Origin of the sequence: Sinorhizobium sp. 7-81, from assembly GCF_030124405.1 — a bacterium.
Classification (GTDB): Bacteria; Pseudomonadota; Alphaproteobacteria; order Rhizobiales; family Rhizobiaceae; genus Sinorhizobium; species Sinorhizobium psoraleae.
In genome coordinates this window covers 528,314-554,920 of the sequence record NZ_JASKLT010000001.1, presented here as the reverse complement: position 1 = coordinate 554,920, position 26,607 = coordinate 528,314, and the positions used below count along the sequence as shown (strand labels likewise).

Below are 26,607 nucleotides of genomic sequence, written 5' to 3'. Positions count from 1 at the left end.
GTCAATATTCTTGCCCATCCCCTCCCTTTCGTCGGCTTCGCCCAGGCGCGGATGCTGTCGCCGGAAGGTCTCTGCCGGGCCTATGACAATGACGGCGCCGGCTACGTGCGCGCCGAGGGCGGCGTCGTCTTCGTCCTCCGCCGCTCGGATCGGGCGCGCCGCGAACGCGACCGGAGCTACGCCAGGATCGTCGCTACCGGTGTCAACTCGGCCGGCCGGACCAACGGCATCTCGCTACCCTCGCGCGAGGCGCAGGCCAATTTGCTCAGGGCCATCTACGAAGGCAACGGAATCGACGCCAACCAGGTCGCCTTTGTCGAAGGCCATGGCACGGGCACGAAAGTGGGTGACCCGGCGGAAGTGTGGTCCATCGGCACAGTCATTGGCGCCAAGCGCCGGGCGCCGGTGCCGATCGGCTCCATCAAGTCGAATATCGGTCACACCGAGCCGGCATCGGGTCTATTCGGCATGATGAAGGCCGTTCTGGCGCTTGAGTACAACTACCTGCCGGCATCGCTGCACTTCGATACGCCGAACGAGCACATCGATTTCGACGGACTGAACGTCCGCGTCACAGCCAACCCGATCGAACTGCTCAAGGGCAAGCGTGCACGCCTTGCCGGCATCAACTCCTTCGGCTTCGGCGGCGCCAATGCGCACGTGGTCATCAGCGACCCGGAGGCGATACAGGAAGAAAAGGCGGCGCCTGCATCGGCAGGTCACGTGTTCCTGGCGAGCGCCCACACCCTTTCGAGCCTCGAGAGCCTGCTGAAGGAATACAAGGCGAGCTTTGCGAGTGCCTCGAAGGAAGAGGCGCGCGCAATCATCGCCGCCTCTGGCGCTAACCGTACCCATATGCGCCATCGCTTCGCCGCGCGCAGCGATCACCCCGAAGATATCGTGCGGGCGATTGCCAGCCATCTGGAGAAGCCTGGCTCCGACATCGGCGAATTGGGCGAAGCCCCGGTGAAGGATGCTAAAGTCGCATTCGTCTTCTCGGGCAACGGCTCTCAGTGGGCCGGCATGGGCGTCGAAGCCTTCCGCGAGAACCTGCATTTCCGGCAATCCTTCACTTCCGTCAGCGCGCTCTTCAAGTTCCACTCCGACATTGTCCTGACGGATCTGCTGACGGATCCAGACCTCGACAAGAAGCTCTCGGATACGAAAATCGCGCAGCCGCTGCTTTTTGCCGTGCAGGCTGCTCTTTCCGACTCGCTCGTCGCGATGGGGATCAAGCCGCTGGCGGTATTCGGCCACTCGGTTGGCGAGATTGCCGCCGCCTATGCAGCCGGTGCCTTGTCGCTCGTCGATGCCGTGTCGATCGTGGCCAAACGCTCGCTGCATCAGGATCTCCTGGCAGGCCAGGGAACGATGGCGGCCGTCATGCTCGGCGAGGAGGCGGCCCAGGCCTTCGCGCAGGCCCGCGGCCTCAACGAACTCTGCGTCGCAGCCGTCAACGCGCATAATTCGGTCACGATGTCCGGTCCGGCGCACGAAATTGCAGCCTTCCGCGACGCCGCACGCAAGGCCAAGATCCCGGTCCAGATCCTCGATATCAACTATCCGTTTCACCATCCGGTCATCGACCAGGCAAAGCAGGCCTTCCTTTCCGATATCCCGGACATCGCCCCGCGGCGTACGGAGTTGACGTATCTCTCCACCGTAACGGGCGCTGCACTCGACGGAACGGAACTCGACCCGGACTATTGGTGGAAAAATGTCCGTGAACCCGTTCGCTTCCAAGCTGCCGCGGAGGCGGCGCTGGAACTCGGCTGCCGGCTCTTCATCGAAATTTCCCCGCGCCCGATCCTGGCATCCTATGTCAAGGAAACGATCAAGCAGGCGGCCCTCCCGGCAGCGGTCGTGCCAACATTGCTCCGGGACGTCGGCCAGAGCGGTCACGATCCGATTTCCGCGTCGATGGCGCGCGCCGTCGCGCACGGTGCGGCTGTTGACCGGCCGCGCGTCTACGGGAAGCGCAACGCTTTCGTCGAATTGCCGATTCTGCCCTTCGAACCGGTCGAACTGCGGCCCGCGACCACCACTGATGCCACCGACCTCTTCGGCCGTTCCGGCAAGCCTTTTCGTTTGACGGGCTGGCGCAGCGACCCCAACAGCGGGAGCTGGAAGAACCACGTCGATGCGCATCTCTTCCCCGACCTTGCCGAGCATGTCGTCGACGGCAAGCCGATCCTGCCGGGCAGCGGCTTCATTGAGGTGGCAGTCTCCGCCGCGCAGCAATATTACGGCAGTGACGAGGTCGAGATCACCAATCTGGAGATCGTTCGTCCGCTGGAGCTTGCCGACAGCCGCATCATGGAGCTCTCGACCATCCTGTCCCCCGAGACAGGCGACATCGAAATCCGCTCGCGCGAGCGCCTCTCGGAGGACGACTGGACGGTCCATGCCGTTGCGCGAAGCCGCAAGCCCGTTCCCGGAAAGAACAATGCCTCACGTTCCCTCGCCGGCATGGCGAAAACGGCCAGCGTGGATCCGTCGAAAGCCTACGAGACGGCGAAGCAGTTCGGGCTCGACTATGGCCCGAGCTTCCAGTTGCTTTCAAAGGCTGTGGCCTATGGTGACCGGATCATCGACGTCGAACTGAAGGCGCCGGGCACGACGGGACATCCGCTTGTCACCTATGCCCTTCATCCAATATCCATCGACGCCACGTTCCACGGGCTCGTTGCGCTCTTCGACCGCTTTACGGGCGACAAGGGTGGCGCGCCTTACATTCCGGTACGCTTCGGTTCGGTGCACGTCGTCAACGCCGGACGGCCGATCGCCCGCGCCACGATCGAGATCGAGCGCGTCAGCGCCAACTCGATCAAGGCGAGATTCCACTTCTTCGACAAGTCGGGCGAAGCCATCGCACATTTCGACGATTGTCGTTTCCGCCGCACTTATTTGCGCAAGCACAAGACGCTCGACGGGCTTTCCTTCCACTACGAGACGGTGCTCTCGGACACGGTGCTGCCCAACATGCAGCCGCCCGCGCCGATGCCGCCCCTGCTGACGATGCCTGCCGGTGCCGATCACAGCGTGGACAATGCGACCTTGCTGTTCAATGCTGCGATCTACCGCGCCTGCCAGGAAATCGCGCTGAGGCTCGCAAGGGGAGGCACGACCATCCGCGGCGATGCTCTGCCCGGTGATTTCGCCTTCCAGTGTTTCCTGACAAGCTGCCTCTACGTACTGGAGGATGCCGGCCTCAGCGAACATCACAATGGTATCTGGACAGTTGCACGAGAGTTCAGCCTTCCCGCAGTGGCGGAAATCCTCGGGGAGCTCTATGGCGAGCGTCCCGATCGTGCGGTCGAAGCCGTGCTCATCAACAATGCCTACGCCGAAGCCCTAAGCCGCCTCGACGCGCTTTTCGCGGCGGCGCCGGATGGTGACCACATACCCCCCTCCGGCGCGGGCTTCATCAGCGACGCGACGCTCGACCACCAGGCCGTTCATTCCGTCGCGAGCCGGCTGCGCATGGAGCAGGTCCTCGGCGCGGCAGAACGAGCACTGGCTGCGCAAACGACAGGCATCCCCTTACGCATTGTCGAGTTCGGAAGCGTTTCGACCGGCTTCACGCGTCGGCTCGCCGACCTGGCAGCTCGTCACGGGGCGTGCCTGATCGTTGCCGAACCGCGTGACAATGCCCAGCGCAATCTTGAGATCGCATTCGAGAACGATGCTCACGTGCGCATTCTCAAGAAGAGCGACTTCGCGGCGATCTCGCCCTTCGATCTCGCAGTCAGCGCCTCCGACAACCTTTACCATCTGATCGAAGACGAAGCCGCGCTTCGCACGGCGTTGCGCTCAGCGCTGCGCGAGGGCGGTTCCCTCGCCGCCGCCGTGAGCGCGCCCTCGATCTTCGGCGACTTCGCTCTCGGGCTGTCCGATGGCTGGTTTGCTCGCAGCCAGACGGCCGAGTTCCCCATCGGCAATCTTGCTGCCGTACCGCATTGGCAGAAATGCCTGACGGATCTCGGACTGCGCGACGTCAACGTCGCGGACCATGAGTGCGCGCACGGCAACATCATTCTGCTCGAAGCCCGTGGCGCGACCGCGACGACAACGCCCGCCGAGCCGGCCCAGGCAAGCAGGACCGTTGCGAGTCCCTATCTGGTCCTCCATGTAGAAGGCGCGCCACGAGCGTCATCTATGCCTGCACATGCCGTGCCTGTTTCGCTGGCAGGCGACATGGCGGCCGACATTGCAACACTGCGGATAGCACTCAGCGCGCTCGACCAGGGCCCTGTTCGTGCAGTGCTCGTTTCGCCGACGACGCATCACGCGAGTGACACCGATTCGGCCTCGCTGCAAGCTCATGTGCTTGCGCTTAGCGCCTTTGCCGAAGCGCTGAGGCAACATGTCGGAGACGCCGACCCGTTCGCCGACGACCGCCCTCGGCTGGTGCTCGTTGCCCCCGGCGGCGCGCCGGTTACCTCCCCGGCCGATGGCGTCGCCTTCAGTTCCGGCCTGAATTCCGGCCTGTGGGCGTTCGCTCGCGTTCTGCAGAACGAATACGAATTCCTCGACGTCCATTCGCTCGATCTTGCCGGCCACAAGGCCGGCCCCGAGGATGGCATCGCGTCGGCGCTGTCTCTGTTGACGGTCTCCGGTTCAAATCGCGAATGGTTGCTCGACGGGGCCACTGGATTACTCTCGGAGATCCGCGCCGTTCCCGGTCCCGCCATCAGCACCGAAGGCAGGACGAGCGCCTTTGCAGCGGCGACCATCCGCCAGCGCGTCAGCTCTCAGGTTGCCAGCATCGCCTGGGAAGAGAGTGATGTACCGCAAGCCGGACGGGGCGAGATCGTCGTCGCGGTCGCTGCTACCGGCCTGAACTTCCGCGACGTGATGTGGGCGATGGGCCTTCTTCCCGAGGAAGCGCTCGAAGATGGTTTTGCCGGCGCAACGATCGGCATGGAGCTTTCCGGCCATGTCGTCGCGGTCGGCGAAGGCGTCGACGACCTCACGGTCGGTGACGCGGTCATGGCGATTGCACCCTCGGCATTCTCGACGCACGCGGTCGTTTCCCGGGCGGGCGTTGCCAAGCTGCCGCGGACCATCAGCCCCGTAGCAGCAGCCACGGTGCCCGTCGCCTTCCTTACGGCCTATTATGCGATGGTCGAGCTCGGGCGCATCCAGGCGGGAGAGACGATCCTCATCCACGGCGCTGCCGGCGGCGTCGGTCTGGCTGCCCTCCAGGTCGCCAAGCTCAAGGGCGCCAAGGTCATAGCGACAGCTGGAACACGTGAAAAACGGCGCTTCCTTGCGATGCTCGGAGCCGATCACGTCTTCGATTCGCGGTCGCTCGGTTTCGTCAACGATGTGCGCGCCGTCACCGACGGCCAGGGCGTCGACCTCGTGCTGAACTCGCTTTTCGCCGAGGCGATGGAGCAAAGCCTCGCTCTGGTGAAGCCGTTCGGCCGGTTCCTGGAGCTTGGCAAGCGCGACTATTACGCCGACAGCAAGATCGGTTTGCGGCCGTTCCGACGGAACGTCAGCTATTTCGGCATCGATGCCGACCAGCTCCTCGTCAATGCGCCCGAACTCACCAAACGCATCTTCATGGAAATCGGAGCGCTTTTCGAGGAAGGCAAGCTGACCCCGCTTCCATACCGCGCGTTCGATTTCGACGAAATCGGCAACGCATTCCGGCTGATGCAGAATGCCGGCCACATCGGCAAGATCGTCGTGCTGCCGCCGGTCGCCGGCAAGCACGAGATTGCCGCGAAGACGCACAAGGGCGTGAAGGTCGATCCGGACGGCATGCATCTCGTTGTCGGGGGCATTGGCGGTTTCGGTCTCGCAGCCGCCAACTGGCTGGTTGAGAAGGGTGCACGCAGGATTGCGTTGTGCTCCCGCCGCGGTCAGCCGGACGCGGAAACGAGTGCGATGACCGCGCGGTGGAAGAAGGCGGGCGTATCTGCCTCGCTTCACGCCTGTGACATCACCGACGCTGCCGCAGTGGAGGGGCTTCTCGCGGCGCTTCGCGCCGAGGCGCCGCTGCGTTCCGTCGTCCATGCTGCGATGGTGCTGGACGACGCCCTGATCAGCAATCTCAACCGTGAACGCAACCGGCCGGTGATCGACACGAAGGCCAAGGGTGCCGCGATCCTCGACCGGCTGACGCGTGGCGACCAGCTCGACAACTTCATCCTGTTTTCCTCGGCAACGACGCTCGTCGGCAACCCGGGACAGGCCAACTACGTCGCTGCCAACGGCTATCTCGAAGGCCTTGCCCGCGCCCGACGTGCGGAGAGCCTCGCGGGCTTGGCGGTCGGCTTCGGCGCGATCGCGGATGCCGGTTATCTCGTGCAGAACACCGATGTGAACGATCTTCTGGCAAAACGCATCGGCAAGACCGCTTTGAAGGCTCAGGTGGCGCTGGACATGGTCGAAAGCCACATCGCCTTGGATCCGGGCACCGTCGATGCCGCAGTCGTGATGATTTCGGAGATCGACTGGGCGGCCGCGCGCAACCTGCCGGTTGCCCGCAATGCGCTCTTCGAGGTAATCCTGCGCAGTGCGGATCAGCATTCCTCCGGCGCCGAGGGCATGCAAATGGACCTCGTTGCGATGATCGAAGGGAAGTCGCCGCAGGAAGCGGAGGACATTCTGTTCGATCTGGTGGCAGGCGAGATCGCCGCAATCCTTCGCGTTTCGAAGGACACGGTGACCCGCAGCAAGATCCTGAAGGAAATCGGCCTGGACAGCCTTATGGCGGTGGAACTCGGCATGAGCTTCCAGCAGAACACCGGTTTCGACATGCCTTTGAGCGGCGTCGCCGACAATACGACGGTGGGCGATGTTGCGCGCAAGCTCCATGAAAAGGTAAGCAAGCGCGACCAGGGTGACGATAGCGAGGCAGCCGACGACCGGCTCGTAAGCGAACTTGCGCAGCGCCATGCCGGGACCGACAGGGAAAAAGCACTGAGCCAATGAGCAACGACGGAAACGGCCAGACCTTCTCCAAGATGAACAGCAGCCTCAAGGAGAACCTGCTGGACAGGATGAGGAACACGCATCAATCGTCCGAGCGCAACCGCATGGCGCGCTCGGAACGGGAGTTGCCGGCCGCTCCCCGTCGCCGACAGGCCCGCTTCGAGGATCTTCCCGAATATAAACAGGTGCTCACGCAAAAATTCGCGAGCGAGCAACTGGGTATCGCCAATCCTTTCTATCGGGCACACCAGGCGGCCGCCGGCGCAACCACCGTGATCGACGGCCGCAAGCTGATCAACTTCGCCTCCTACGATTACCTCGGCTTGAACCGGCACGCCCACGTGCTGGACAGGGCACGCGACACGATCGAGTCGTTCGGGATCTCCGCTTCGGCGAGCAGGCTCGTTGCCGGCGAGCGGCCCGTGCATGTCGAACTCGAGGAAAAGATTGCGCGCTTCTATGGCGTCGAAGCGGCGGTTTGCTTCGTCAGCGGCTATCTCACCAACGTTGCCGCCATCAGCTGCCTGATGGGCCCCAAGGATCTCGTCATCCACGACGAGTTCATCCACAACAGCGCGCTCGCCGGCATCAAGCTTTCCGGCGCGACGCGCCGCCTCTTCAAGCACAACGACACCGCTGACCTCGAACACGTTCTGCGTACCGTTTCCGGCGACTATCGTCACATCATGGTCATCGTCGAAGGCATCTACTCGATGGACGGCGATGTCGCGAATCTTCCTGCACTGCTGAAGCTCAAGGCCGAATATGGCTTCTGGCTGATGGTCGACGAGGCTCATTCGCTCGGCGTTCTCGGGCGGCACGGCAAGGGGCTGGCCGAGCACTTCGGTGTCGATCCCCATGAGATCGATATTTGGATGGGAACGTTGTCGAAAACCACGTCGAGCTGCGGCGGTTATATTGCCGGCAGCGAGGCATTGGCGGCGGTGCTCAAGGCATCCGCCGGCGGCTTCGTCTACAGTGTCGGTCTGGCACCCGTGCTCGGAGCATCGGCGGTCGCCAGCCTCGATATCCTCGAACGCGAGCCCGAACGCACCGCAGCGCTGAGGCGCAACGGCAGCCTGTTCCTCAAGCTCGCGAAGGAGGCCGGCCTCGACACCGGTTTGAGCGGCGGCTTCTCGGTCGTTCCCGTCATCGTCGGCGATTCGCTCCGCGCCGTGCAGCTCTCCAACGATCTGCTGGCGGCGGGCGTCAACGTGCTGCCGATCATCCATCCCGCCGTGCCCGAAGGATTGGCGCGACTGCGCTTCTTCATCACCAGCGACCACACCGAAGAGCAGATCCGCCGGACCGTCGCGCTCACCGCCGAGCGCCTCAAGGATTTGACCGAACGAAATTTCGGGCTTGGCGGCGTCGACATCGAGCAGATGTTGAAGGCGCTCTCGGCGCGTTAGACCGGACGGAAACCCGTTATACACCTCTCCTGGAAGCGCCCTGGAAACCTCTGCCCCCAAGCCGCAGGCGGAAACTGAGAATGACCCATGTGATCATCACCGGTGGCTCCAGCGGCATCGGCCTGGAACTTGCATTGATCTACGCAAGCCGCGGTGCGCGACTTTCACTCATTGCGCGCTCCCGCAATCTTCTGGAACAGGCCAGGCGAAAGCTCGTCTCGGAGCACGGCGCGGACGCCGGAGAGATCCGCGTCGAGGCGGCCGATGTTGCCCAGGAGGAAGAGATCGAGGCTGCCGTTCGGCGTTGCGTCGAAGCCTTCGGCCCGTGCGATATTCTCGTGACCTCGGCCGGCATCGTCGAACCGGCTCCTTTCGAGGAACAGCAAAGCGCGGCCTTCCGCCGCCAGATGGAAACGAATTTTTCGGGCACGGTCCACACGGTGCGCGCCGTCTATGCGGACATGAAGCGACGGCGCAGGGGAAAGATCATGATGATCTCATCGGGCGCCGGCCTTATCGGCATTTATGGCTATTCCGCCTATTGCGCGTCGAAATTCGCGCTCCACGGTTTTGCCCAGGCGCTGCGCAGCGAGGCGCGAAGACACGATGTGCAGATATCGGTAAGCTTCCCGCCGGATACGGAAACGCCGCAGTTCGAGCGCGAGCTCTCCCTGCGTCCGCGCGAGGCGAATGTCATAATGGGGACCGTCCGGCCGTGGCCGGCCGATGCCGTCGCCCGCAAAATCGCCGCAGGCATCGACCAGCGGCGCTTCGAGGTTTACTTCGGCACAACCCTGTTTCTGCTCGGCCGGTTCGCCCCTGCCGTAAGGCCGCTTGTCAACTGGTGGCTCGATCGGGCGATCGCACGCGGTAGTGGACGGTGACGCCCCATATGCCGGACCGCGCTTGTGCCGGCCCGAGATAGGATTTAAGTGTCAGGCGATCGCCGTGCTGCCGAGGCGCGACCGAATGGCCTGAAGGTAACCGTTTGCCGCAACTTTCCTTTCATCTCCATGATTATCCGGCAGCGCTGACCCTCTTTTGCTACCTCCTGTCCTGCGGGGTAATTTTCTTCACGGATCGCTTCGCCCTGCCGGCGCGCGAGCGCAGGAGGAACAGGCCTCGCTATGGGCGTAATCAGGATATTATCGACGTCTTCGCGCGGCTGCCGGTCATAGCGCTCGTCTTTGCCGGCTTCTTCGCAATCTCCTGGCGCCCCCTCTATGCGGCTGCCGGGGTCATGAGCTTCTTCATCATTTTCACCGGCATTTCCCGCGCCAAGTTCAAGTTCATCCGTGAACCCTTGGTGTTCTCGGACATCGCCCTCGTTGCCGACGTCTTCAAATACAAGACGATCTTCTACGCGACTTCACTGAATATCCTGTTCTGGATCGTCGCTTTCCTCTACGTATTCGGCGTTTCCGCGCTCTACATGTATTTCGAGCCGACCATCTTGCCCGAGCAAGGCAAGTTGTTCTGGGTTCTGCTGATGATCCTCGTTGCCGCCGCGCCCTGGGGCTTGCTTTTCTACGGTCCGGTGAACCGGCCGACTGCAGCCCTCGTCCAGAAGCTCGTCAGAGCCATCAACGTCAAGATGAATACGGTGCGCTTCGGGACCTTCGCCTCGGTCGTCTTCCACTTCATCATATGGCTGGGCGTGAAGCGTGAAAAAATCGTCGCCGAACTCTCGGAGCGGCTTCGCGCCGCCGTGCAGGACCTTATCGGCCACGAGGAAGCCCCGCTGATCGTCGTCTGGCAATCAGAGTCCTTTATCGACATGCGCCACTTCGGCGTCGACACGATCAAGCTGCCGACGATCGACCGGCTGCGCAAACAGGCGGTGCAGTGGGGCCGCCTCAGCAACGTGTTCGAGGGCGGTTATACACTGCGTACCGAGTTCGCCGTGCTGAGCGGCCTCTTGCCGGACGATATCCACGTGGATGCCAGCTACCCCTATCTTCGCGCCTCGCATTACGCCGACGTCGTGTGGCCGGGGAAATTGAAACGCGCTGGCTGGCATACGCACTTCATTCATCCCTATGACCGGACGTTCTTCCTTCGGCACAAGGCGATGCCGCAGCTCGGCTTCGACAAGCTCACCATGCTGGACGCCTTCGATCACAAACCCGAGCGCGACGGGCTCTATGTTTCCGACGCGGCGCTGACGTCGCGGGTAATTGCCGAAGTGGAGAAGCTGCCGGAAGACGAAAGCGGCTTCTTCTTCGTCGCTTCCATGGCCAATCATGGCCCGTGGGAGCCCGGCCGCGTGGGCACGCTCACGAACCCGGTCGACATCTACATGGCAATTCTGCAGCAATCGGATGCCGCGCTCAAAGAACTGATCGACAAGCTCAACAAGCTCGAGCGTCCTGTCTGGCTGGTCTTCTACGGCGACCATGCGCCTCTTCTGAAGTCCTTCGCAGACCCGTTCCCGGACCCCCGCACGGACTACTTCATCGTGCCGCTCGCCAAGGCGCGCCCAGCTCAGCCCGGTGCGAAAGGTCCTCAGGACGAGGACCCGTGGAACCTGATACGGTCCCTGCTCCGATACGCAAACCTGCAAAAGGATGCGCTGCAATAGCGGCGGCGACTGGCAATGACAGCGGGCACGACAATCAATCGCTTAGCACCACGGACGTTCCTGTTTCTGCAAGGTCCCTCGTCGCCGATCTTTGCCAAGATCGCAGCCGGGCTCGAAGAATTGGGCCATACCTGCCTTCGCATCAATCTCAACGTCGGCGACCAGATCTTCTGGCGACGTCGCGGCGCCGATAATTATCGCGGCTCCATGTCCGCATGGCCGGCCTATGTCGAGGCCTTTATCCGTCGCCACGCCGTCAGCGACCTGGTGCTGCTTGGCGAAGAGCGCCCCTATCATAAAGCCGCGATCGCGGCTGCCCGCGAGAGAGGCGTTGCCGTCTTCATCGTCGAGATGGGCTATCTCAGGCCCGACTGGCTGACGCTGGAGCGTGGCGGCATGTCGTCCAACTCGCATTTCCCGGCTGAAGCAGACCGGATCCTGCGGGCGGCGGCCGACCTGCCGGAACCGGACTGGCGGCGGCTTTACGAACAGTCTTTCCTCGCCGAAGCGGTCTACGACCTGCTGTACAATCTTCCGAACGTCTTCCTCTGGTTTCTTTTCCCGGGTTACCGCCGGCACGCGATCTTTCATCCGCTAGCGGAATATGCGGGGTGGCTGTTGCGCTTGATCACGCAAGGGCGGCGGCAACGCGCGGCCGATGCCCTTATCGGCTCGCTGACCTCGGAAGGGACCGGTTATTTCGTCTATCCGCTGCAGTTGGAGACCGATTACCAACTGCGTGCGCACTCGCCGTTCAACAGCCAGAAGGAAGCGATCCGCGCGATCCTTGCCTCCTTCGCGCGCCACGCCCCCGCGGACAGCACACTGGCGATCAAGACCCACCCCCTCGACAACGGCCTCATCCGCTGGCGCAAGATCATCTTCGAAGAAGCAGCCAAGGCTGGAGTTGCAGACCGCGTCGCCTATCTCGACGGCGGCAACCTGGATGTTCTGGTACAGGGGAGCGCCGGTGTCGTTACGGTCAACTCGACCGCCGGGCTGCATGCCTTGAAACAGGGCAAGCCGGTAAAAGTACTCGGCAGCGCCGTATTCGACATTGCAGGCCTCACCGACCAGCAGCCGTTGGACTTGTTCTGGCAAGGGCCGCAAGCGCCGGATCCGGCCTTAAGCGTGGCCTTGTTCAGGTTGATGGCTGCCGCCATCCAGGTTCGTGGAAATTTCTATTCAAGCGCGGGCACGAGCGCCGGCGCGAAGGCGATCGTGGAGCGTTTGCATCAGGGCGTCGTCAATGAACCCGGGGCTTTCGTAAACCCTCCGCCTCGTCGAAAGCCGGCGAAGATCACACCGGCTGGCGCTGACCTTGCGTAACTGCGCGGATCCGGCGGAAACACACGTTTCCTGGGCGACGCGTCCTTTGCGTGTCTTATAGACACGCGCGCCGTAGCAATCCTGAACTTCCACAGCGCCGTGCGTCTTTTCAGAAGCAAAAAGGACGCCATGGCACTTTGAATTGCTGCGATCGATCACGCCACGCCGGCGCGCAAAAGGTCGTGGATGTGCAGGATGCCGACCGGAAGTCCGGCGTCGTCTATGAGGAACAGGACCGTAACCTTGTGTTCCTGCATGAACTCCATGGCGGCACTGGCAAGCACATCACCTTTGATGACCCTCGGATTGTGCGACATCACCGCCTCGACCGGCTGAAGGAGCAGGTCGCCCGCCATGTGGCGGCGCAGGTCGCCGTCGGTAATCACGCCGACCAGCGTGCCGCCGTCGTCGACGATACCGACGACGCCAAATCCCTTCGACGACATCTCGATAACGGCTTCGCTCATCGGCCGACCGACGGCGAGCAGCGGCACTTGCTCCGCCACATGCGCCAGCTCATGCACCAGGCGCAGCTGCGCGCCGAGCTTGCCGCCGGGATGGAATGTCTTGAAATCTTCAGCCGAGAAGCCGCGGCGCTCCAGGAGCGCAATCGCCAAGGCGTCTCCGATAGCGAGCTGCAGCATGGCCGACGTCGTGGGGGCGAGTCCATGCGGGCAGGCTTCCTGCACCTTCGGCAGCACCAGGGCAACCTCGGAGTTGCGGGCAAGAATGCTGTCGCGGTTGGCGCAGATCGAGATAATCGGCACCTTGAAGCGCTTGGCGTAGGTGAGCATGTTGCCGAGCTCGGCCGTCTCTCCCGACCAGGACAGCAGAATCAGGACATCCTGCGAGGTAACCATGCCGAGATCGCCGTGGCTCGCCTCCGTCGGATGAACGAAATAGGCTGAGGTGCCGGTGGACGCCATGGTCGCCGCGATCTTGCGGCCGATATGGCCGCTCTTGCCGACGCCGGAAACGACGACCCGGCCCTCGCTGTCGCCGATCAATTCGACCGCATCGACAAGGCTGCGCGCAAAGGCTTCATCCGTCGTCAGGTGATCAGCAAGAGCCTTGATCCCATTGGTTGCCTTCGTCAGCGTTCTGCCGATCGAATCCAGCATGGCGGAACGGGACTGCCCATCCGCTTTTACTTGTCTCAAGCCCATTGTCGATCCTAGTTCCCGCGACGAAATTGCCCGGCACCCCGCCGTTTCAGCGGTTAACGAAGCACGTAGAAGCCAGATAAGCGCTTTTTCTTGGCAAACCAAGTCTATTTGCGCCTGTTTGCACCAAAACAGACTTGTTCGATCCGTCAGCCGGCGCGTTTTTCCTCAAGAGCCTCCTGCGGCAGAACACCATCGCCGGCAAACTCCGCAAGCGTCATCGAATCGAGGATCGATGCCATCGCGTCGCGAACCGTCGTCATCGATATGCGCACACGACAGGTCTCGGGGTCGCTGCAATCTTCGCAGACCTCATAGGCGGTGCGACTGGCGCAACGGATCGGCGCAAGGGGGCCGTCAAGCGTGCGGATGACATGGCCGATGCGAATCTCCGACGCGGGGCGGGAAAGCGAATAGCCGCCACCAGGCCCCTTCTTGGAACGGAGCATGCCGGCGTTGCGCAATTCGAGCAGAATCGTGTCGAGAAATTTTTTGGGGATGTTGTTGCGCAGGGCGATTTCATTGATGAAGGCGGTTTCGCCGGGTTCGAGGCGCGCCAGATCGACGAGGGCCTTGAGGCCGTATTTTCCCTTCTTCGTCAGCATTCCGAGAAATTCTCCTCCCGGTCCCCGGATGCTGGGGACCGTTCGCAACGACACAACCTGTCTTGGCATAGCACAAGAAACGTGTCGCCAATACACAATTATGGTCGACAATCGGGGAGGACGAACTTCGGATTTGATCGATCTGTTGCTGACGTTGCGGCGGACGCGAGGTCACGCCGCCGCAATGCCAATCTGATGGTTTCGGGCGCCTTGGCCGGCGAGCAGGTTGCGGATGGCTGCACGCGCCTCGTCGGCCGAGCGGAAACGCTGAGCGTCCAGATCCCAGACATGATACTTCACGGCCAAAAACTTCAACCGGTCTTCGTCAGGGACAACGACGCCGACGGCTTCGCCGTCATATTCGATAACTTGCTTGCTCATGTAATAACGCTCCTCCACGCCTCGCGGCGCGGATCATTCGATTCTCGGCAAAAGGTGAATTCGGGAAGCTTGGACGGTCACATTCGGCGAAGCGCGCGAAGGTGACGTTTCACAGTTGCACGACAATAGGAACGCGAGCCGCAGAAAGCGGCGGTCGAGACGATTCCGGACATGTCACTCTCCTTTGGCTGGCCCGGCGCATCGCGCGCCGCGGCGGTCATGAACAATACGAGACGGATTCCCTCCGCCTCGCGATTTGCAAACTAGAATAATCTACCAAATTAGTCAATTCCAAAAGCAAACAGGAGAAAAATAATTCTCCATATTTCCGTCTTGAACCGCCCATGGCGACAATTCTGTTTGGTCGTCCCGGTGAGGACTCCCCCACCCATCTAGGTAGCGGCGAATCAACCTGCAAGGGACAGTTCACATAAAGACAGCACTTTCAGACGAAAAAGGGGCAGTCCGCCGGACTGCCCCTTTTGGTTTCCTCACTGGTGGCCCCGATCAGGCCGTTGGGGTGCCTGCCTGCGTTGCGCCGGAACGGCTGGCTTCGCGGTCCTTCCACCAGCGGCTCAGGAACAGAAGGATCGGGCCGCCGATATAGATCGACGAGGTCGTCGCGACGATGACGCCGAAGATCATCGGCCAGGCGAAGCTGCGTACCGCGTCACCACCCCAGATCGCCATCGGCACCAGCGAGAGAGCCGTTGCCATCGAGGTGAAGATGCATCGTGCGATCACCTGGTTGATGCTCATGTCGATCAGATCGGAGAAGGGCATCGACTTGTACTTGCGCAGGTTTTCGCGCATGCGGTCGTAGACCACCACCTTGTCGTTCACCGAGTAGCCGATCATCGTCAGCAACGCGGCGATCGCCGTCAGGTTGAAGTCGATCCCGGTCAAGGCAAAGAAGCCGATCGTCTTGGTGATGTCGAGCAGGAGCACCGCGATCGCGCCGACGGCGAAATGCCATTCGAAGCGGAACCAGATGTAAAGCAGGATCGCCATCATCGCGAGGCCGACGGCCAGGAAGCCCGACCGTGCCAGCTCGCTACTGATGGTCGGCCCGACGACCTCGGTGCGCTCCAGGCTCGCCCCCGGAACAGACGTCGTCACCGCATCCTTGATGCGGTTCAGCGCCGCCGTCTGCTCCTGCTCGCCACCCGGCTGGCGCTGGACGCGGATCAGGACCGATTGCCCGCCACCGAAGTCCTGGATTGCCACCTCACCGAGATTGAGCGATTCGAGCCCGTGGCGCAGCGTCGGCAGGTCTATCCTTTCCTTGGACGCCGCTTCGACCTGGATGCCGCCGACGAAGTCGATGCCGTAGTTCAGGCCCGGCGTGAAGAACAGGATGACCGAGCTTATCGACAGGAAGGCGGACATGCCGATCGCCTGGAAGCGACGCTTCATGAAGGAGAAGGTCGGCAGATGCGGCACGCGGCCGAAGAGCGACGGGATCTCGAGCTTCTTCATCTTGCGGCGAACGACGACTTCGCGCATCAGCAGACGCACGACCGTTACCGAGGTGAACATCGAGATGATGATGCCGAGCATCATGGTGACGGCGAAACCCTTGACCGGGCCGCTGCCGAACCAGAACAGGAGAATCGTCCCGGCGAGCGTCGTGACGTTGGAGTCGATGATGGTCGCGTAGGCCTTGTTGAAGCCGACATCCAGCGCCTTCATCGCGCCGGCGCCCGCCTCCGTTTCTTCGCGGATACGCGCATTGATGAGGATGTTGGCGTCAACGGCCATACCGATGCCGAGAATGATACCGGCAATACCAGGTAGCGTCAGCGTCGAACCGATCATGCCGAGCACACCGATCGTCATGATGGTGTGCAACAGCAGTCCGACGTTGGCGATGATGCCCCAGGCGCCGTAAAGGACGATCATGAGGGCCACGACGAGGCCGAAGCCGGCAAGGCCGGTGTAGAGCCCGATGCGGATCGAGTCGCTGCCGAGGTTGGGGCCAACCGAGCGCTCTTCGATGATCGTCAGCGGTGCCGGCAAGGCGCCGGAGCGCAAGAGAGCCGAGAGGACCGTCGCCTCCTGAGCGGTGAAATTACCGCTGATCTGACCGCGACCACCCAGGATCGGTTCATTGATCACCGGTGCCGTCAGCACCTTGCCGTCGAGAACGATCGCAAACGGGCGGCCGACGTTTTCGCGGGTGATTTCCGCAAACTGGCGGGCACCGAGCGAATCGAAGGTGAAGTCGACGACCGGCTGGTTGGTCCGCTGATCGAAGCCAACCTTCGCATCGTCGAGCCGCTCGCCTGAAATCGCGACCCGACTTTCTACGGGATACCGGTTGCCATCATTGGCGCCCGGAAGAATATCCACGCCGCGCGGCGGTGGCTGAGTCACATCCGCGGTCTGGTCGAGCATATGGAAGCTCATCTGCGCGGTCGAGCCGAGAAGTTCGCGAAGACGCGTCGGGTCCTGGAGACCTGGGAGCTGGACGAGGATGCGGTTCGAGCCGATGCGCTGGATAAGCGGCTCCGCGACGCCGACCTGGTCGACGCGATTGCGGATGATCTCCAGGCTCTGCTCGACCGCCTTTGTCATGCGATCGGCAAGACCCGCCTCGGTCATCGCGAGCGTGACGACATTGCCGTCGCTCGTGACATCGACTTCCGGAGCGGCACCGCCAAAGCCGATCGTGCTGACGGGGGCCGCCAGTTCCTGAAGCTTCGGCAGGACCTTCTCCCGGTCCGCAGCATCCTCGATGTTCACCATCACGGCGTTGCCGCTGATGCGCGCCGAAGAAGCCGAAACGCGTTCGCCGCGCAGAACGCGGCGGGTATCGTCGAGAAGCGTGTTGAGCCGCGCCTTCTGAAGGCCGGCACCGTCGACCTCGAGCACGAGATGCGAGCCGCCCTTGAGGTCAAGGCCGAGCGTGACGGGCTTGAAGGGCAGAACAGCCGCAAACTGTTCGCGCATGGCCGGCGTCAGAACGCTGGGAAGCGCCGCGAGGCATCCGAAGATAATGATCGCGACATAGGCGAGAACCGCCCATTTGGATGTACGCATGTGGAAATTCCATGAACGCCTGAACACGCCTGTCTGGCATCATCCGGGCTAGGTTTCATCAATGGGAACGGCGGGACGTAGAGCGCCGACCACTCGTATTCTCAAAGCCGATCACGCCGTGGGAGGCGCGCGGATTCGTTGGCCTTGTGCTATCGGGCCATGCACATGAGCGAGCCGCGAAATCGCGCCCCATTTACGGCTTCCCAGGTCGAAAAAGCGGACCAGCGCAACGAGAAGAGCCGGTGAAAGGTCTTGCCCACTCGTCGACTTCGCATCCTTGCGCTCGCCGGTAAAGCGGAGGTCGGGGTGTGGAACGGCCCTGGAGATCTGACGGGCGATCGAATGATCGGCAGAGCCGCTGTCGCGCGTCGACGCATCGCCAGCCTGCGTTCCCGCCGACGCACGCGCCGAGACACCTTGCCCGACCGCGACGATCTGCATGGCAAAGGACGCACAGAGCAGCCACACCGCGGCCAAGAGCCGACCGGCCTGTATGCTCTTGCTGCCACCACCCAACAGGTCCATTGAGGACACTATCCCTTTCTCTCGACGCGGGACGCGCCGGCGAGACGAAATTCAGCCCGATTGCCTGAGCCTAGCGAAAGAACATGGCCGGATTCGAGCTTGCGGCGCTCTTAACACCATTCCGAGCCGGAAAAGTCAAATCCGGCCTGCTTTGTCAGGCGGAGACGCCGGCGGTTTTTGCCTGATGGATTTCAATCAGCGAAGGACCAGATCGCCCAGCGGCTTGCGCCAACGCGCCCGGTAGATCCCGCACGTCCGCCAGCCGCTCCGCCGGTACGCCATAGGCTCTGGCGGTCATCGGGAAGTCCGGCGCCGAGGGCTTCACGCCTTCGGGTGTGATGCCGGAATCGACCATATAGGTTTCGATTTCCTGGTAACCGTCGTTGTTCCAGACGAGGAAGATCACCTGGGCCCCGGCATCGGCCGCCGAGCCGATCTCAGCCAACGAAAACTGGAAACCGCCATCACCGACGAGGCAGACGACAGGCTTGCCGCGATCAGCCACGGCGGCGCCAACCGCCGCCGGCGGCGCGTAGCCCAGCGCACCGTAACCGGTCGCGGAATTGAACCAGCTCCGTTGCCGAGGCGCGTCGCAATAGAGATTGCCGGCATAGACGGCCTGCGTAGAGTCTCCGACGATGGTACAATCCGGCAGCGCCTTGTAGATCATGTCGATCACGGCGATTTCGGCCTGCATCTTCGCCGACAGTTCCTTCAGTGCCGCTTTGCGGGCCGCTTCCGCGCGCTCTGCCCCGCCCTTTGCAGCCGCATGGCCGGGCAGGAAAGCCAGCATGCCCGCCGTCGCCGTCTTCGCGCTGGACAGGATCGACAGTGCCGCCTGCGGTCCGCGGGCGAGCTGTGCCGCATCGATGTCGGTGCGGATGAGATTGCGGAGCGCCGGAAAACCACCGTCGGCATAGAGGTCGTAGTCCGTCTGACCCATTTCCGTGCCGAGCGCCAGCACGAGATCCGCGTCGCGCAGCAAGGCGCGCACTGCCTTGAGACTCGGGCTTGCCGGCACTCTGAGAGGGCGGCCCGCGAGCATGCCCCGGGCGTTGACGGTCGTGACGACCGGCGCGCCGATCTGTTCGGCGAGCTGCCGTACTTCCGCCTCCGCCGTCAATGCGCCGCCCCCGCATATGATCACCGGCCGGGCGGCATCGGCGCACAGGATCGCCGCCTTCTGCAAGGTTTCGCTGTCGGAGCGCGGGCGGGTCGCCGCAGCGGGCCTGCCGGGCCGGCTCTCTATCGGCAAAGCCATGACATCGGTTGGAATCTCGATGTGAACCGGTCCGGGTCGGCCGGAAAGCAGGACTGCGAAAGCGCGATCTACCACAAGCGGCAAATCGATGGGGTTGAGCAGCGTCTGGGAATAGAGCGCCAATGTCTTCATCATGCCGTGCTGATCCGGCAGTTCATGCAGCAGACCCCGGCCATGGCCGAGCGAATCGCGGCGGTTGACACCGGAAATGACCAGCATCGGGATCGAATCCTGGCGAGCCTGCGCCATCGCCGTGATCGTATTTGTCAGGCCCGGGCCGGTGATGACGAGCGCAACGCCAGGCTTGCCGCTGACGCGCGCGTACCCGTCGGCCATGAACCCGGCGCCTTGCTCGTGCCGTGGCGTGACATGGCGGATCTTCGATGTCGCCAGCCCGCGATAGAGCTCGACCGTATGCACGCCGGGAATGCCGAACACGACTTCGACACCGTTTGCCTCGAGGAGATCGACGAGGACCTCGCCCACGGTTTTCATTTCGGTCATGCGCGGCGCTCCTTACGGGCGATCAGGCGTTCGGCAAGAGAACTGATGCGGCGGCATGCTTCGTCGATATCTGCGTCGGGGACCGTGAGGCTCACACGCAGGAAATTCTGCGCCTCCTCGCCGAAGGAAGAACCCGGCATCACCGCCACGCCCTCCTCTTCGAGAAGAGCCCAGGCGAAGGCCTCTCCGGAAAGGCCGGTACCGGAGACGTCGATCAGCGTGAACATCCCCGCTTCCGGCGGTAGAACAAGAACACCCGGTGCATAGGCAAGGCGATCGGCGATCCGACCAGCGCGCCGCTTGTAGGTTTCGCGCATCCGTTTCGCCGTCTCGATTTCGTGCGTCAGCGCATAGGCCGTCATGTCGGCGATGAAGGGCTGCACGCCGAAGAGCATGGTTTCGGAGATCGGCAGCAGACGATTCGTGAATTCGACAGGACCGACCGCCCAGCCGCTGCGAAAACCGGGGGCCGCATGCGACTTGGAAATGGACGAGACGACGACCGTGCGCTCTGCGAGATCGGGATTGTCGAAGGGCGACGCGAATTCGGCATCGAAAACGAGTTCTTCATAGACTTCGTCGCAGACGATCCAGAGGTCGTGACGACGGGCAACTTCGCCGATGGCGGCAATCTCCGCGGCGGTCAGCACGGCGCCGGTCGGATTGTGCGGCGTGTTCAAAAGCAGCACGCGGCATTCCGGCGTGATTGCCTTCTCCAAGTCCTCCGCCCGCATGTGAAAGCCGAATTCGGGCTTCAGCGGAACGAGGACCTGGTGGGCGCCGGTGGAACGAATGACGCCTTCGTACGTGGCATAGAGCGGGTCACCGACGAGCACCCCATCGCCGGCCTCTACAAGGCCGAGCATGGCGGCAAAGAGTGCCGTCTGAGTGCCCGGAAAACACAGGACGTTTTCCGCAGTCACATCGACCCGGCGACGCCGGTACTTTTCCGCAAGAGCAGCAACGACGGCCGGTTCGCCGCGACCATTCGAGTAGCGGTACCGCCCGGCATTCATGGCACGCTGGCATTCGTCCAGCAGCGAGCGGTCCGGCGGCAGGTCCGGCTCCCCGATCGTCAGCTCGATGATATCGGCTCCGCTTGCCTTCAATTGGCGCGCGCGGATGTGCAGCGTCCATTTCCCGGAACCGAGATCGGCGAGGCGTGAGGTGATCGACGCGTAGCGCAAATGTTTGCTCCCTTGTGGTTCTTTGTTTTATGCATGTCGTTATCCCAAAACCGCTGCACACTTTTGGGCGACATGCATTAGTTTTCTATCGGCAGGCCGATCAGCGCCTCGACAGAGGCCATGGCGATGCTGACCAACTCGCCGTCGCGAAAGAGGTCGCCGGCAAGGCAGCCTTCGACCCAAAGCCCGTCCACCAAACCGTTGATCGCAATCGCATGCCGGCGACATTCTTCGGCGCTTGCGGTTCTGCCCTTCGCTGCGAGAAATTCGCTCAGCAATTCCTGCAACGTGTTGCGGAAGGCGAGATAGCCTTCGCGGTGAATCTCGGCGAGCACCGGATCGACGCGCACCTGGCTGATGAAGGCCGCCCAGAGCGAGACGCTGCGGCTATCGGCAACAGGTTCGGTGAAGTTGACGGCGATGAATTCCTTGAGCCGTGTCGCAGGATCGCCTTCGACATTCTTCGCCTTCTCCGTAAGCGACGCGATGACGGCGCGGTAGGCTTCGGCGACCATCTGGTCCTTCGAGTCGAAATAGTGGCGGACGAGTCCCGCCGTGACGCCAGCCCGGATCGCTATCTGCCGGACCGTCGCGCCCTTCAGACCGAATTCCGAGATGCAATCGAGCGTGGCCTCGATCAACTCATGGCGGCGCTCCCCCTCGGGAGCGCGGTGAAACGTGCGACGGTTCACGGCAGCCTCCGGCATGCAGGGCGGCGGGACCAGATCGTCAGTGCCAGCGAACCGGATGGGCTCATGCGCTACTCCTGCAGGGATTTCGGTGATGCCACGCGGCCAAAAAACCGCGATGAAGCTATTATACGCTTGAATAATAGCGGCACAAGTGCAACATTCCCCCTCATGAAACAGCGTGACAAGCCGAAGATGCTGCACGAGAGAACGAACAGGGGAACTGTTTTCATGGCTTCAAAGAAAGCTCGTCGAGCCATCGGAGCGGCGCGTCGATGACGGGTACGGCCCAGGCAATCGCGGTCTCTGACCTGCACAAGCGTTTCGGGCCATTGGAAGTGCTGAAAGGTGTGTCGCTTACGGCTCGACAGGGCGACGTGATCGCGATCATCGGCGGCAGCGGCTCCGGCAAGTCCACTCTTCTTCGCTGCATCAACATGCTGGAATTGCCGTCGGCCGGACGCGTCAGCGTTCACGGCGAGGAGATCCGGATGAAGTCCGACGGGCATGGCGGGCTGATGCCTGCCGATCGCAAGCAGGTGCAGCGCATCCGCACCCAGCTCGGCATGGTCTTCCAGAGTTTCAATCTCTGGCAGCACATGACCATTCTTCAAAACGTCATCGAAGTGCCGGTGCATGTGCTCGGCAAATCCAAGGGCGAAGCGATCGAAACGGCCGAGACGCTGCTGCGCCGGGTCGGCCTCTACGAGAAACGCGACGCCTATCCGGCCTTCCTTTCCGGCGGCCAGCAGCAGCGGGCGGCGATCGCCCGGGCGTTGGCGATCCAGCCGCTGGTGATGCTCTTCGACGAACCGACTTCGGCGCTTGATCCGGAACTCGTCGGCGAAGTGCTCTCCGTCATCGGCGATCTTGCGCGCGAGAAGCGCACGATGATCCTCGTCACCCACGAGATGAAATTCGCCCGTGACGTCGCCAACCACATCGTCTTCCTGCACAACGGCGTCATCGAAGAACAGGGGCCGCCTGAGGCAATCTTCGGCGCGCCGAGATCCGAGAGGCTCAAGAAGTTCATCAGCTCCATTCACTGAATTCCGCAATGCTCAACAAACCAAAAAAGGGAACAGCATGAAGAAGACATTGAAAGTCCTGGCCGTCGCGGCCGCTTTGTCGATCACCGGCGCCGTCGCCGCACAGGCCGAGACGGTCAAGGTCGGTTTTGCCGCCGAGCCTTACCCGCCCTTCACCTCGCCTGACGCCAGCGGCAATTGGGAGGGCTGGGAAGTGGAATTCATGAAGGCGATCTGTGCCGAGGCGAAACTCGACTGCGTGATCACCCCGGTCGCCTGGGACGGCATCATCCCGGCGCTGACTTCGAAGAAGATCGACATGATCATCGGCTCGATGTCGATCACGGAAGAGCGCCTGAAGACGATCGATTTTTCCGACAAGTACTACAACACGCCGACCGGTATCATCGGCACCAAGGGCGTGGACATGAAGCCGACGCCGGAAGGCCTCTCCGGCAAGACGCTTGGCGTGCAGGTCTCGACCGTGCACCAGGCCTATGCAACCAAGCACTTCGCCCCGGCGGGTGTGGAGGTCAAGGAGTATCAGACGCAGGACGAGGCGAACCAGGATCTGGCCGCCGGCCGCGTCGACGCGGTGCAGGCGGATGCGATCGCGCTCGATGCCTTCCTGAAGAGCGACCAGGGCAAGGAGTGCTGCGATTACAAGGGCGACGTTGCCCAGGACCTCGCCATCCTCGGCCCGGGCGTCGGTGTCGGCCTGCGTAAGGGCGAAACGGAGCTCAAGGACAAGATCAACGCGGCGATCAAGGCGATCCGCGAGAACGGCACTTACGACACGTTCTCGAAGAAGTATTTCGACTTCGACATCTACGGCGGCTGAAGCGCCTCCGGCCGGCAGTCCTACAGCGCCCCCGCGTCTTACCAGACGCGCAAAGGACGCCGTAGCACTTTGAATTGCTGCATTTCCTCAGCTCGGTTCTGAGCTGGGGAATATGCAGAAGGAGCATGAAGTCGCCATGGCTGCGGATTCCATCATCAACTGGAGCCTGCTCTCGCTTTCGGCGCCCGGCTGGGGCGGCGTATTGCTGCAAGGCTTTCTCAATTCGATCCAGATCGCGGTCGGAGGGTACGCGCTTGGCCTGCTGCTCGGCGTCGGCGGCGCCTTCGGCAAGCTCTATGGCGGGCCGGTAACGCGCGATCTTCTCGAATGCTACACCACCATCGTTCGGGCTGTGCCCGAACTCGTCCTCATCCTTCTCCTCTACTATGCCGGGACCGACCTCTTGAACCAGCTTCTGGGCGCCGTCGGCCTCGGCACTGTCGATATCAGCGGCCTGATAGCAGGCATCTTCGTCATTGGAGTGGTCCAGGGTGCCTATTCGACGGAGGTGTTGCGCGGCGCGATCAAGGCGGTGCCCGCCGGACAGATCGAAGCGGCGCGTGCCTATGGCATGTCGCCGGGGAAAGTGCTGCGACGTGTCACGCTCCCGGCGATGCTGCCCTATGCCATTCCGGGTCTTGCCAATCTCTGGCTGATCGCAACCAAGGATACTGCCCTGCTCGCCGTCGTCGGCTTCAGCGAACTGACCCTGGTGACCCGCCAGGCGGCCGGCGCGACCAAGGCCTATCTGCTTTTCTTCTGTGCGGCCGGCACGCTCTACCTTGCGCTGACGCTCGTTTCCAACATTTTCATCGGCGCCTTGGAAAAGCATGCGAGACGCGGTTTCGTGGAGCAGCGATGACCGACGAAACGACCCATGCTCTCGCGTTCACGCCCGAGGACCTGCCGAATGGCAAGAGTTTCCTCAAGCCTCACCGCATCGCTCTCATCCTCATCGCCGTCGCAGTCATCGTCGCCGTCGCCGTCCTGATGCGTTGGGACTGGCTGCCGCGCTACCTGCCGAGGCTCGGCTGGGGCATCCTTGTCAGCATGGTGATGCTGTTCAGCACCTCGATCCTCGGATTCCTGTTTGCCGTGCCGCTGGGCCTCGTCCAGGTCACCGGCCCCTGGTACCTGAAGGGTCTTGCCCGGATCTTCTGCACGATCATTCGCGGGACGCCGCTGCTCCTGCAGCTCTGGCTGCTCTATTACGGGCTCGGCTCGCTGTTTCCGCAATTTCCGGCAATCCGCCAGTCGTTTCTCTGGCCCTATCTGCGCGAGGCCTGGCCCTATGGCGTGGCGGCGCTCACGATCTCCTTTGCGGCCTACGAGGGCGAGGTGATGCGCGGCGCCTTTGCGGGTGTTCCCGCCGGCGAGTTGGAGGCCGCCCGAGCCTATGGCATGAGCCGCTGGACGATGTTCCGGCGCATCTGGCTGCCGCGCGCGATCCACCGCGCTCTCCCGACGCTCAACGGCGAGACCGTATTGCAGCTCAAGTCGACGCCGCTGGTCGCGACGATCCCCGTCGTCGACGTCTATGCAGTCATTTCGAAGGTGCGGCAGGAAACCTTTCTCACCTACGAACCGCTCCTGCTGCTTGCGCTGATCTACATGTGCCTCACGGGCATTCTGGTCGTCGCTTTCCGCTATTTCGAAAACCGCATACCGACACGTGGTGCCTGACATGAAGCTCTCCGCGGCCATCGACAACGCCACGCCGGAATTGGTGGCTATCCGCCGCGATCTGCATGCACACCCGGAACTCGGTCTCGCGGAAACGCGAACGTCCGCCTTCATCGCGCGCCACCTGGAGGCGCTTGGCTATGCGGTGACAACCGGACTTGCGAAGACCGGTGTTGTCGGCACGCTCAGGGATGGCACCGGTTCGCGCTCGATCGGCATCCGCGCTGATATCGATGCCTTGCCGATCCACGAGGAGACCGGTCTCGACTATGCCAGCAGGACGCCCGGCCTGATGCATGCCTGCGGGCATGACGGCCACACGGCGATGCTGCTCGGTGCCGCCCGCGCACTTGCCGAACGGAGGAACTTCGACGGTACCATCCACCTCATATTCCAGCCGGCGGAAGAGAATTTCGGCGGCGCGAAGATCATGGTGGATGAGGGCCTGTTCGACAGATTTCCATGCGACGCGGTGTTCGCACTCCACAATGAGCCGAACCTCCCCTTCGGCCAGTTCGCCTTGCGCGAAGGCCCGATCATGGCGGCCGTCGACGAAGCACGGATCACCGTCCACGGCCGTGGCGGCCATGGCGCCGAACCGCAGGAGACCGCCGACCCGATCGTCTGTGGCGCCAGCATCGTCATGGCGCTGCAGACGATCGTGTCGCGCAATATCCATCCCATGGACCCGGCCGTCGTCACGGTCGGCGCCTTCCACGCCGGCTCCGCGAGCAACATCATCCCGGAGCGGGCCGAGATCGTCGTCGGCATCCGCTCCTTCGATTCCGCCGTTCGTGACGCGTTGGAGCGCCGCATCCGCATGATCGCGGAAGCGCAGGCAGCAAGCTTCGGCATGCGTGTCACGGTCGACTACGAGCGAAGCTACGACGCGACGATCAACCACCAGGCCGAGACCGATTTCGTGCGCGACCTTGCGATCCGCTTCGCCGGTGCCGACAAGGTCGTCGATCTTGCCCGTCCGTTCATGGGCAGTGAAGATTTTGCCTACATGTTGAAAGAGCGACCCGGCAGCTATTTCTTCCTCGGATCGAGGGCGACAGGCGACGAAAAGCCGCTCCACCATCCGGGCTATAACTTCAACGACGATCTGCTGCCGATCGGCGCTGCCTTCTGGACTGAACTGGCAGAGGCCTATCTCGCGCGAAGCTAGAGCAGCGGACCTGCAAAATGCCGCAGGCGAAACATTGCCGCAGTGTGACAACGTGGCGATCCGCCTGTCATTGACCTTTGCCAATTTTGCGTCAGATTCAATCACACGATGAAATGACGGCTCCGGCTGACAGGCGGGCGCCTGGCTCTCGCTACTGTATGTTTTCCTAAATCGAGGCGATTTGAGGAGAAGGACATGCAGCAACTCAAAGTGTTACTGCGTCCCGTGTGCAGCTGAAACGACGCACGGCGCTGTAG

General features: G+C 62.5%; 18 protein-coding genes. 10 read left to right on the top strand and 8 right to left on the bottom strand.

Annotated features, from left to right (window positions below; translation table 11 throughout):
• The 5 genes from QN224_RS02630 to QN224_RS02610 all read left to right on the top strand — a co-directional run.
• Positions 1–6,948 (top strand): type I polyketide synthase (locus QN224_RS02630; RefSeq protein ID WP_283975437.1); only part of this gene is annotated, 6,948 nt, incomplete at its 5' end.
• Positions 6,945–8,360, top strand: coding sequence for an aminotransferase class I/II-fold pyridoxal phosphate-dependent enzyme (locus QN224_RS02625; protein WP_173510952.1), 1,416 nt, complete (start codon positions 6,945–6,947; stop codon positions 8,358–8,360). The genes QN224_RS02630 and QN224_RS02625, both read left to right, overlap by 4 nt.
• A gap of 80 nt (positions 8,361–8,440) precedes the next feature.
• Positions 8,441–9,244 carry an SDR family oxidoreductase gene (locus QN224_RS02620; RefSeq protein WP_283975436.1) on the top strand — a complete coding sequence of 268 codons (804 nt, stop codon included), beginning with the start codon at positions 8,441–8,443 and terminating at the stop codon, positions 9,242–9,244.
• Between the two features lie 104 nt (positions 9,245–9,348).
• Positions 9,349–10,941 (top strand): LTA synthase family protein, encoded by a 1,593-nt coding sequence (locus QN224_RS02615; protein WP_283975435.1) that lies wholly within the window; start codon positions 9,349–9,351, stop codon positions 10,939–10,941.
• 15 nt (positions 10,942–10,956) lie between these two features.
• Positions 10,957–12,270 (top strand): capsule biosynthesis protein, encoded by a 1,314-nt coding sequence (locus QN224_RS02610; protein ID WP_283975434.1) that lies wholly within the window; start codon positions 10,957–10,959, stop codon positions 12,268–12,270.
• Positions 12,271–12,425: 155 nt separating this feature from the next.
• Here QN224_RS02610 and QN224_RS02605 read toward each other — a convergent pair whose 3' ends face one another.
• From QN224_RS02605 to QN224_RS02570, 8 genes are all read right to left on the bottom strand, one after another.
• Complete coding sequence (locus QN224_RS02605) at positions 12,426–13,436, bottom strand: SIS domain-containing protein (protein ID WP_269278445.1); 1,011 nt, start codon at positions 13,434–13,436, stop codon at positions 12,426–12,428.
• Between the two features lie 146 nt (positions 13,437–13,582).
• Positions 13,583–14,038, bottom strand: a complete 456-nt coding sequence (locus QN224_RS02600; RefSeq protein ID WP_173510957.1) for an Rrf2 family transcriptional regulator — start codon at positions 14,036–14,038, stop codon at positions 13,583–13,585.
• A 171-nt stretch (positions 14,039–14,209) separates the two neighbouring features.
• Positions 14,210–14,419, bottom strand: coding sequence for a hypothetical protein (locus QN224_RS02595; RefSeq protein ID WP_173510958.1), 210 nt, complete (start codon positions 14,417–14,419; stop codon positions 14,210–14,212).
• A gap of 507 nt (positions 14,420–14,926) precedes the next feature.
• Positions 14,927–17,461, bottom strand: a complete 2,535-nt coding sequence (gene secD, locus QN224_RS02590; RefSeq protein WP_283975433.1) for a protein translocase subunit SecD — start codon at positions 17,459–17,461, stop codon at positions 14,927–14,929.
• Between the two features lie 111 nt (positions 17,462–17,572).
• Positions 17,573–17,986 carry a hypothetical protein gene (locus tag QN224_RS02585; RefSeq protein ID WP_283975432.1) on the bottom strand — a complete coding sequence of 138 codons (414 nt, stop codon included), beginning with the start codon at positions 17,984–17,986 and terminating at the stop codon, positions 17,573–17,575.
• Between the two features lie 154 nt (positions 17,987–18,140).
• Entirely contained in the window at positions 18,141–19,751 is a 1,611-nt protein-coding gene (locus tag QN224_RS02580; RefSeq protein ID WP_283975431.1) for a 5-guanidino-2-oxopentanoate decarboxylase, read from the bottom strand.
• Positions 19,748–20,938, bottom strand: a complete 1,191-nt coding sequence (locus tag QN224_RS02575; protein ID WP_283975430.1) for a pyridoxal phosphate-dependent aminotransferase — start codon at positions 20,936–20,938, stop codon at positions 19,748–19,750. The genes QN224_RS02580 and QN224_RS02575 overlap by 4 nt, the downstream gene beginning before the upstream one ends.
• A 77-nt stretch (positions 20,939–21,015) precedes the next feature.
• A complete protein-coding gene (locus QN224_RS02570; protein ID WP_283975429.1) occupies positions 21,016–21,630 on the bottom strand; it encodes a TetR family transcriptional regulator C-terminal domain-containing protein in 615 nt (204 codons plus the stop codon).
• A 272-nt stretch (positions 21,631–21,902) separates the two neighbouring features.
• On the opposite strand from QN224_RS02570, the gene QN224_RS02565 reads away from it, so the two are divergent.
• The 5 genes from QN224_RS02565 (at position 21,903) to QN224_RS02545 (ending at position 26,350) form a co-directional block, all read left to right on the top strand.
• Positions 21,903–22,676 carry an ABC transporter ATP-binding protein gene (locus QN224_RS02565; RefSeq protein WP_269278467.1) on the top strand — a complete coding sequence of 258 codons (774 nt, stop codon included), beginning with the start codon at positions 21,903–21,905 and terminating at the stop codon, positions 22,674–22,676.
• Positions 22,677–22,713: 37 nt separating this feature from the next.
• Positions 22,714–23,496 (top strand): transporter substrate-binding domain-containing protein, encoded by a 783-nt coding sequence (locus QN224_RS02560; protein WP_283975428.1) that lies wholly within the window; start codon positions 22,714–22,716, stop codon positions 23,494–23,496.
• A gap of 136 nt (positions 23,497–23,632) precedes the next feature.
• A complete protein-coding gene (locus tag QN224_RS02555) occupies positions 23,633–24,358 on the top strand; it encodes an ABC transporter permease (protein WP_283975427.1) in 726 nt (241 codons plus the stop codon).
• The gene (locus QN224_RS02550; protein WP_283975426.1) at positions 24,355–25,179 is read left to right on the top strand and encodes an ABC transporter permease; all 825 of its coding nucleotides are present in this window, start codon (positions 24,355–24,357) and stop codon (positions 25,177–25,179) included. Before QN224_RS02555 ends, QN224_RS02550 begins: the two co-directional genes overlap by 4 nt.
• A gap of 1 nt (position 25,180) precedes the next feature.
• The gene (locus QN224_RS02545) at positions 25,181–26,350 is read left to right on the top strand and encodes a M20 aminoacylase family protein (protein ID WP_283975425.1); all 1,170 of its coding nucleotides are present in this window, start codon (positions 25,181–25,183) and stop codon (positions 26,348–26,350) included.
• Positions 26,351–26,607: the final 257 nt, after the last annotated feature.

Coding starts and splice junctions, on each gene's coding strand:
- QN224_RS02625 (WP_173510952.1), top strand. CDS start 6,945: ATGAGCAACGACGGAAACGGCCAGACCTTCTCCAAGATGAACAGCAGC.
- QN224_RS02620 (WP_283975436.1), top strand. CDS start 8,441: ATGACCCATGTGATCATCACCGGTGGCTCCAGCGGCATCGGCCTGGAA.
- QN224_RS02610 (WP_283975434.1), top strand. CDS start 10,957: ATGACAGCGGGCACGACAATCAATCGCTTAGCACCACGGACGTTCCTG.
- QN224_RS02605 (WP_269278445.1), bottom strand. CDS start 13,436: ATGGGCTTGAGACAAGTAAAAGCGGATGGGCAGTCCCGTTCCGCCATG.
- QN224_RS02600 (WP_173510957.1), bottom strand. CDS start 14,038: ATGCTGACGAAGAAGGGAAAATACGGCCTCAAGGCCCTCGTCGATCTG.
- QN224_RS02595 (WP_173510958.1), bottom strand. CDS start 14,419: ATGAGCAAGCAAGTTATCGAATATGACGGCGAAGCCGTCGGCGTCGTT.
- secD (WP_283975433.1), bottom strand. CDS start 17,461: ATGCGTACATCCAAATGGGCGGTTCTCGCCTATGTCGCGATCATTATC.
- QN224_RS02585 (WP_283975432.1), bottom strand. CDS start 17,986: ATGGACCTGTTGGGTGGTGGCAGCAAGAGCATACAGGCCGGTCGGCTC.
- QN224_RS02580 (WP_283975431.1), bottom strand. CDS start 19,751: ATGACCGAAATGAAAACCGTGGGCGAGGTCCTCGTCGATCTCCTCGAG.
- QN224_RS02565 (WP_269278467.1), top strand. CDS start 21,903: ATGACGGGTACGGCCCAGGCAATCGCGGTCTCTGACCTGCACAAGCGT.
- QN224_RS02560 (WP_283975428.1), top strand. CDS start 22,714: ATGAAGAAGACATTGAAAGTCCTGGCCGTCGCGGCCGCTTTGTCGATC.
- QN224_RS02555 (WP_283975427.1), top strand. CDS start 23,633: ATGGCTGCGGATTCCATCATCAACTGGAGCCTGCTCTCGCTTTCGGCG.
- QN224_RS02550 (WP_283975426.1), top strand. CDS start 24,355: ATGACCGACGAAACGACCCATGCTCTCGCGTTCACGCCCGAGGACCTG.
- QN224_RS02545 (WP_283975425.1), top strand. CDS start 25,181: ATGAAGCTCTCCGCGGCCATCGACAACGCCACGCCGGAATTGGTGGCT.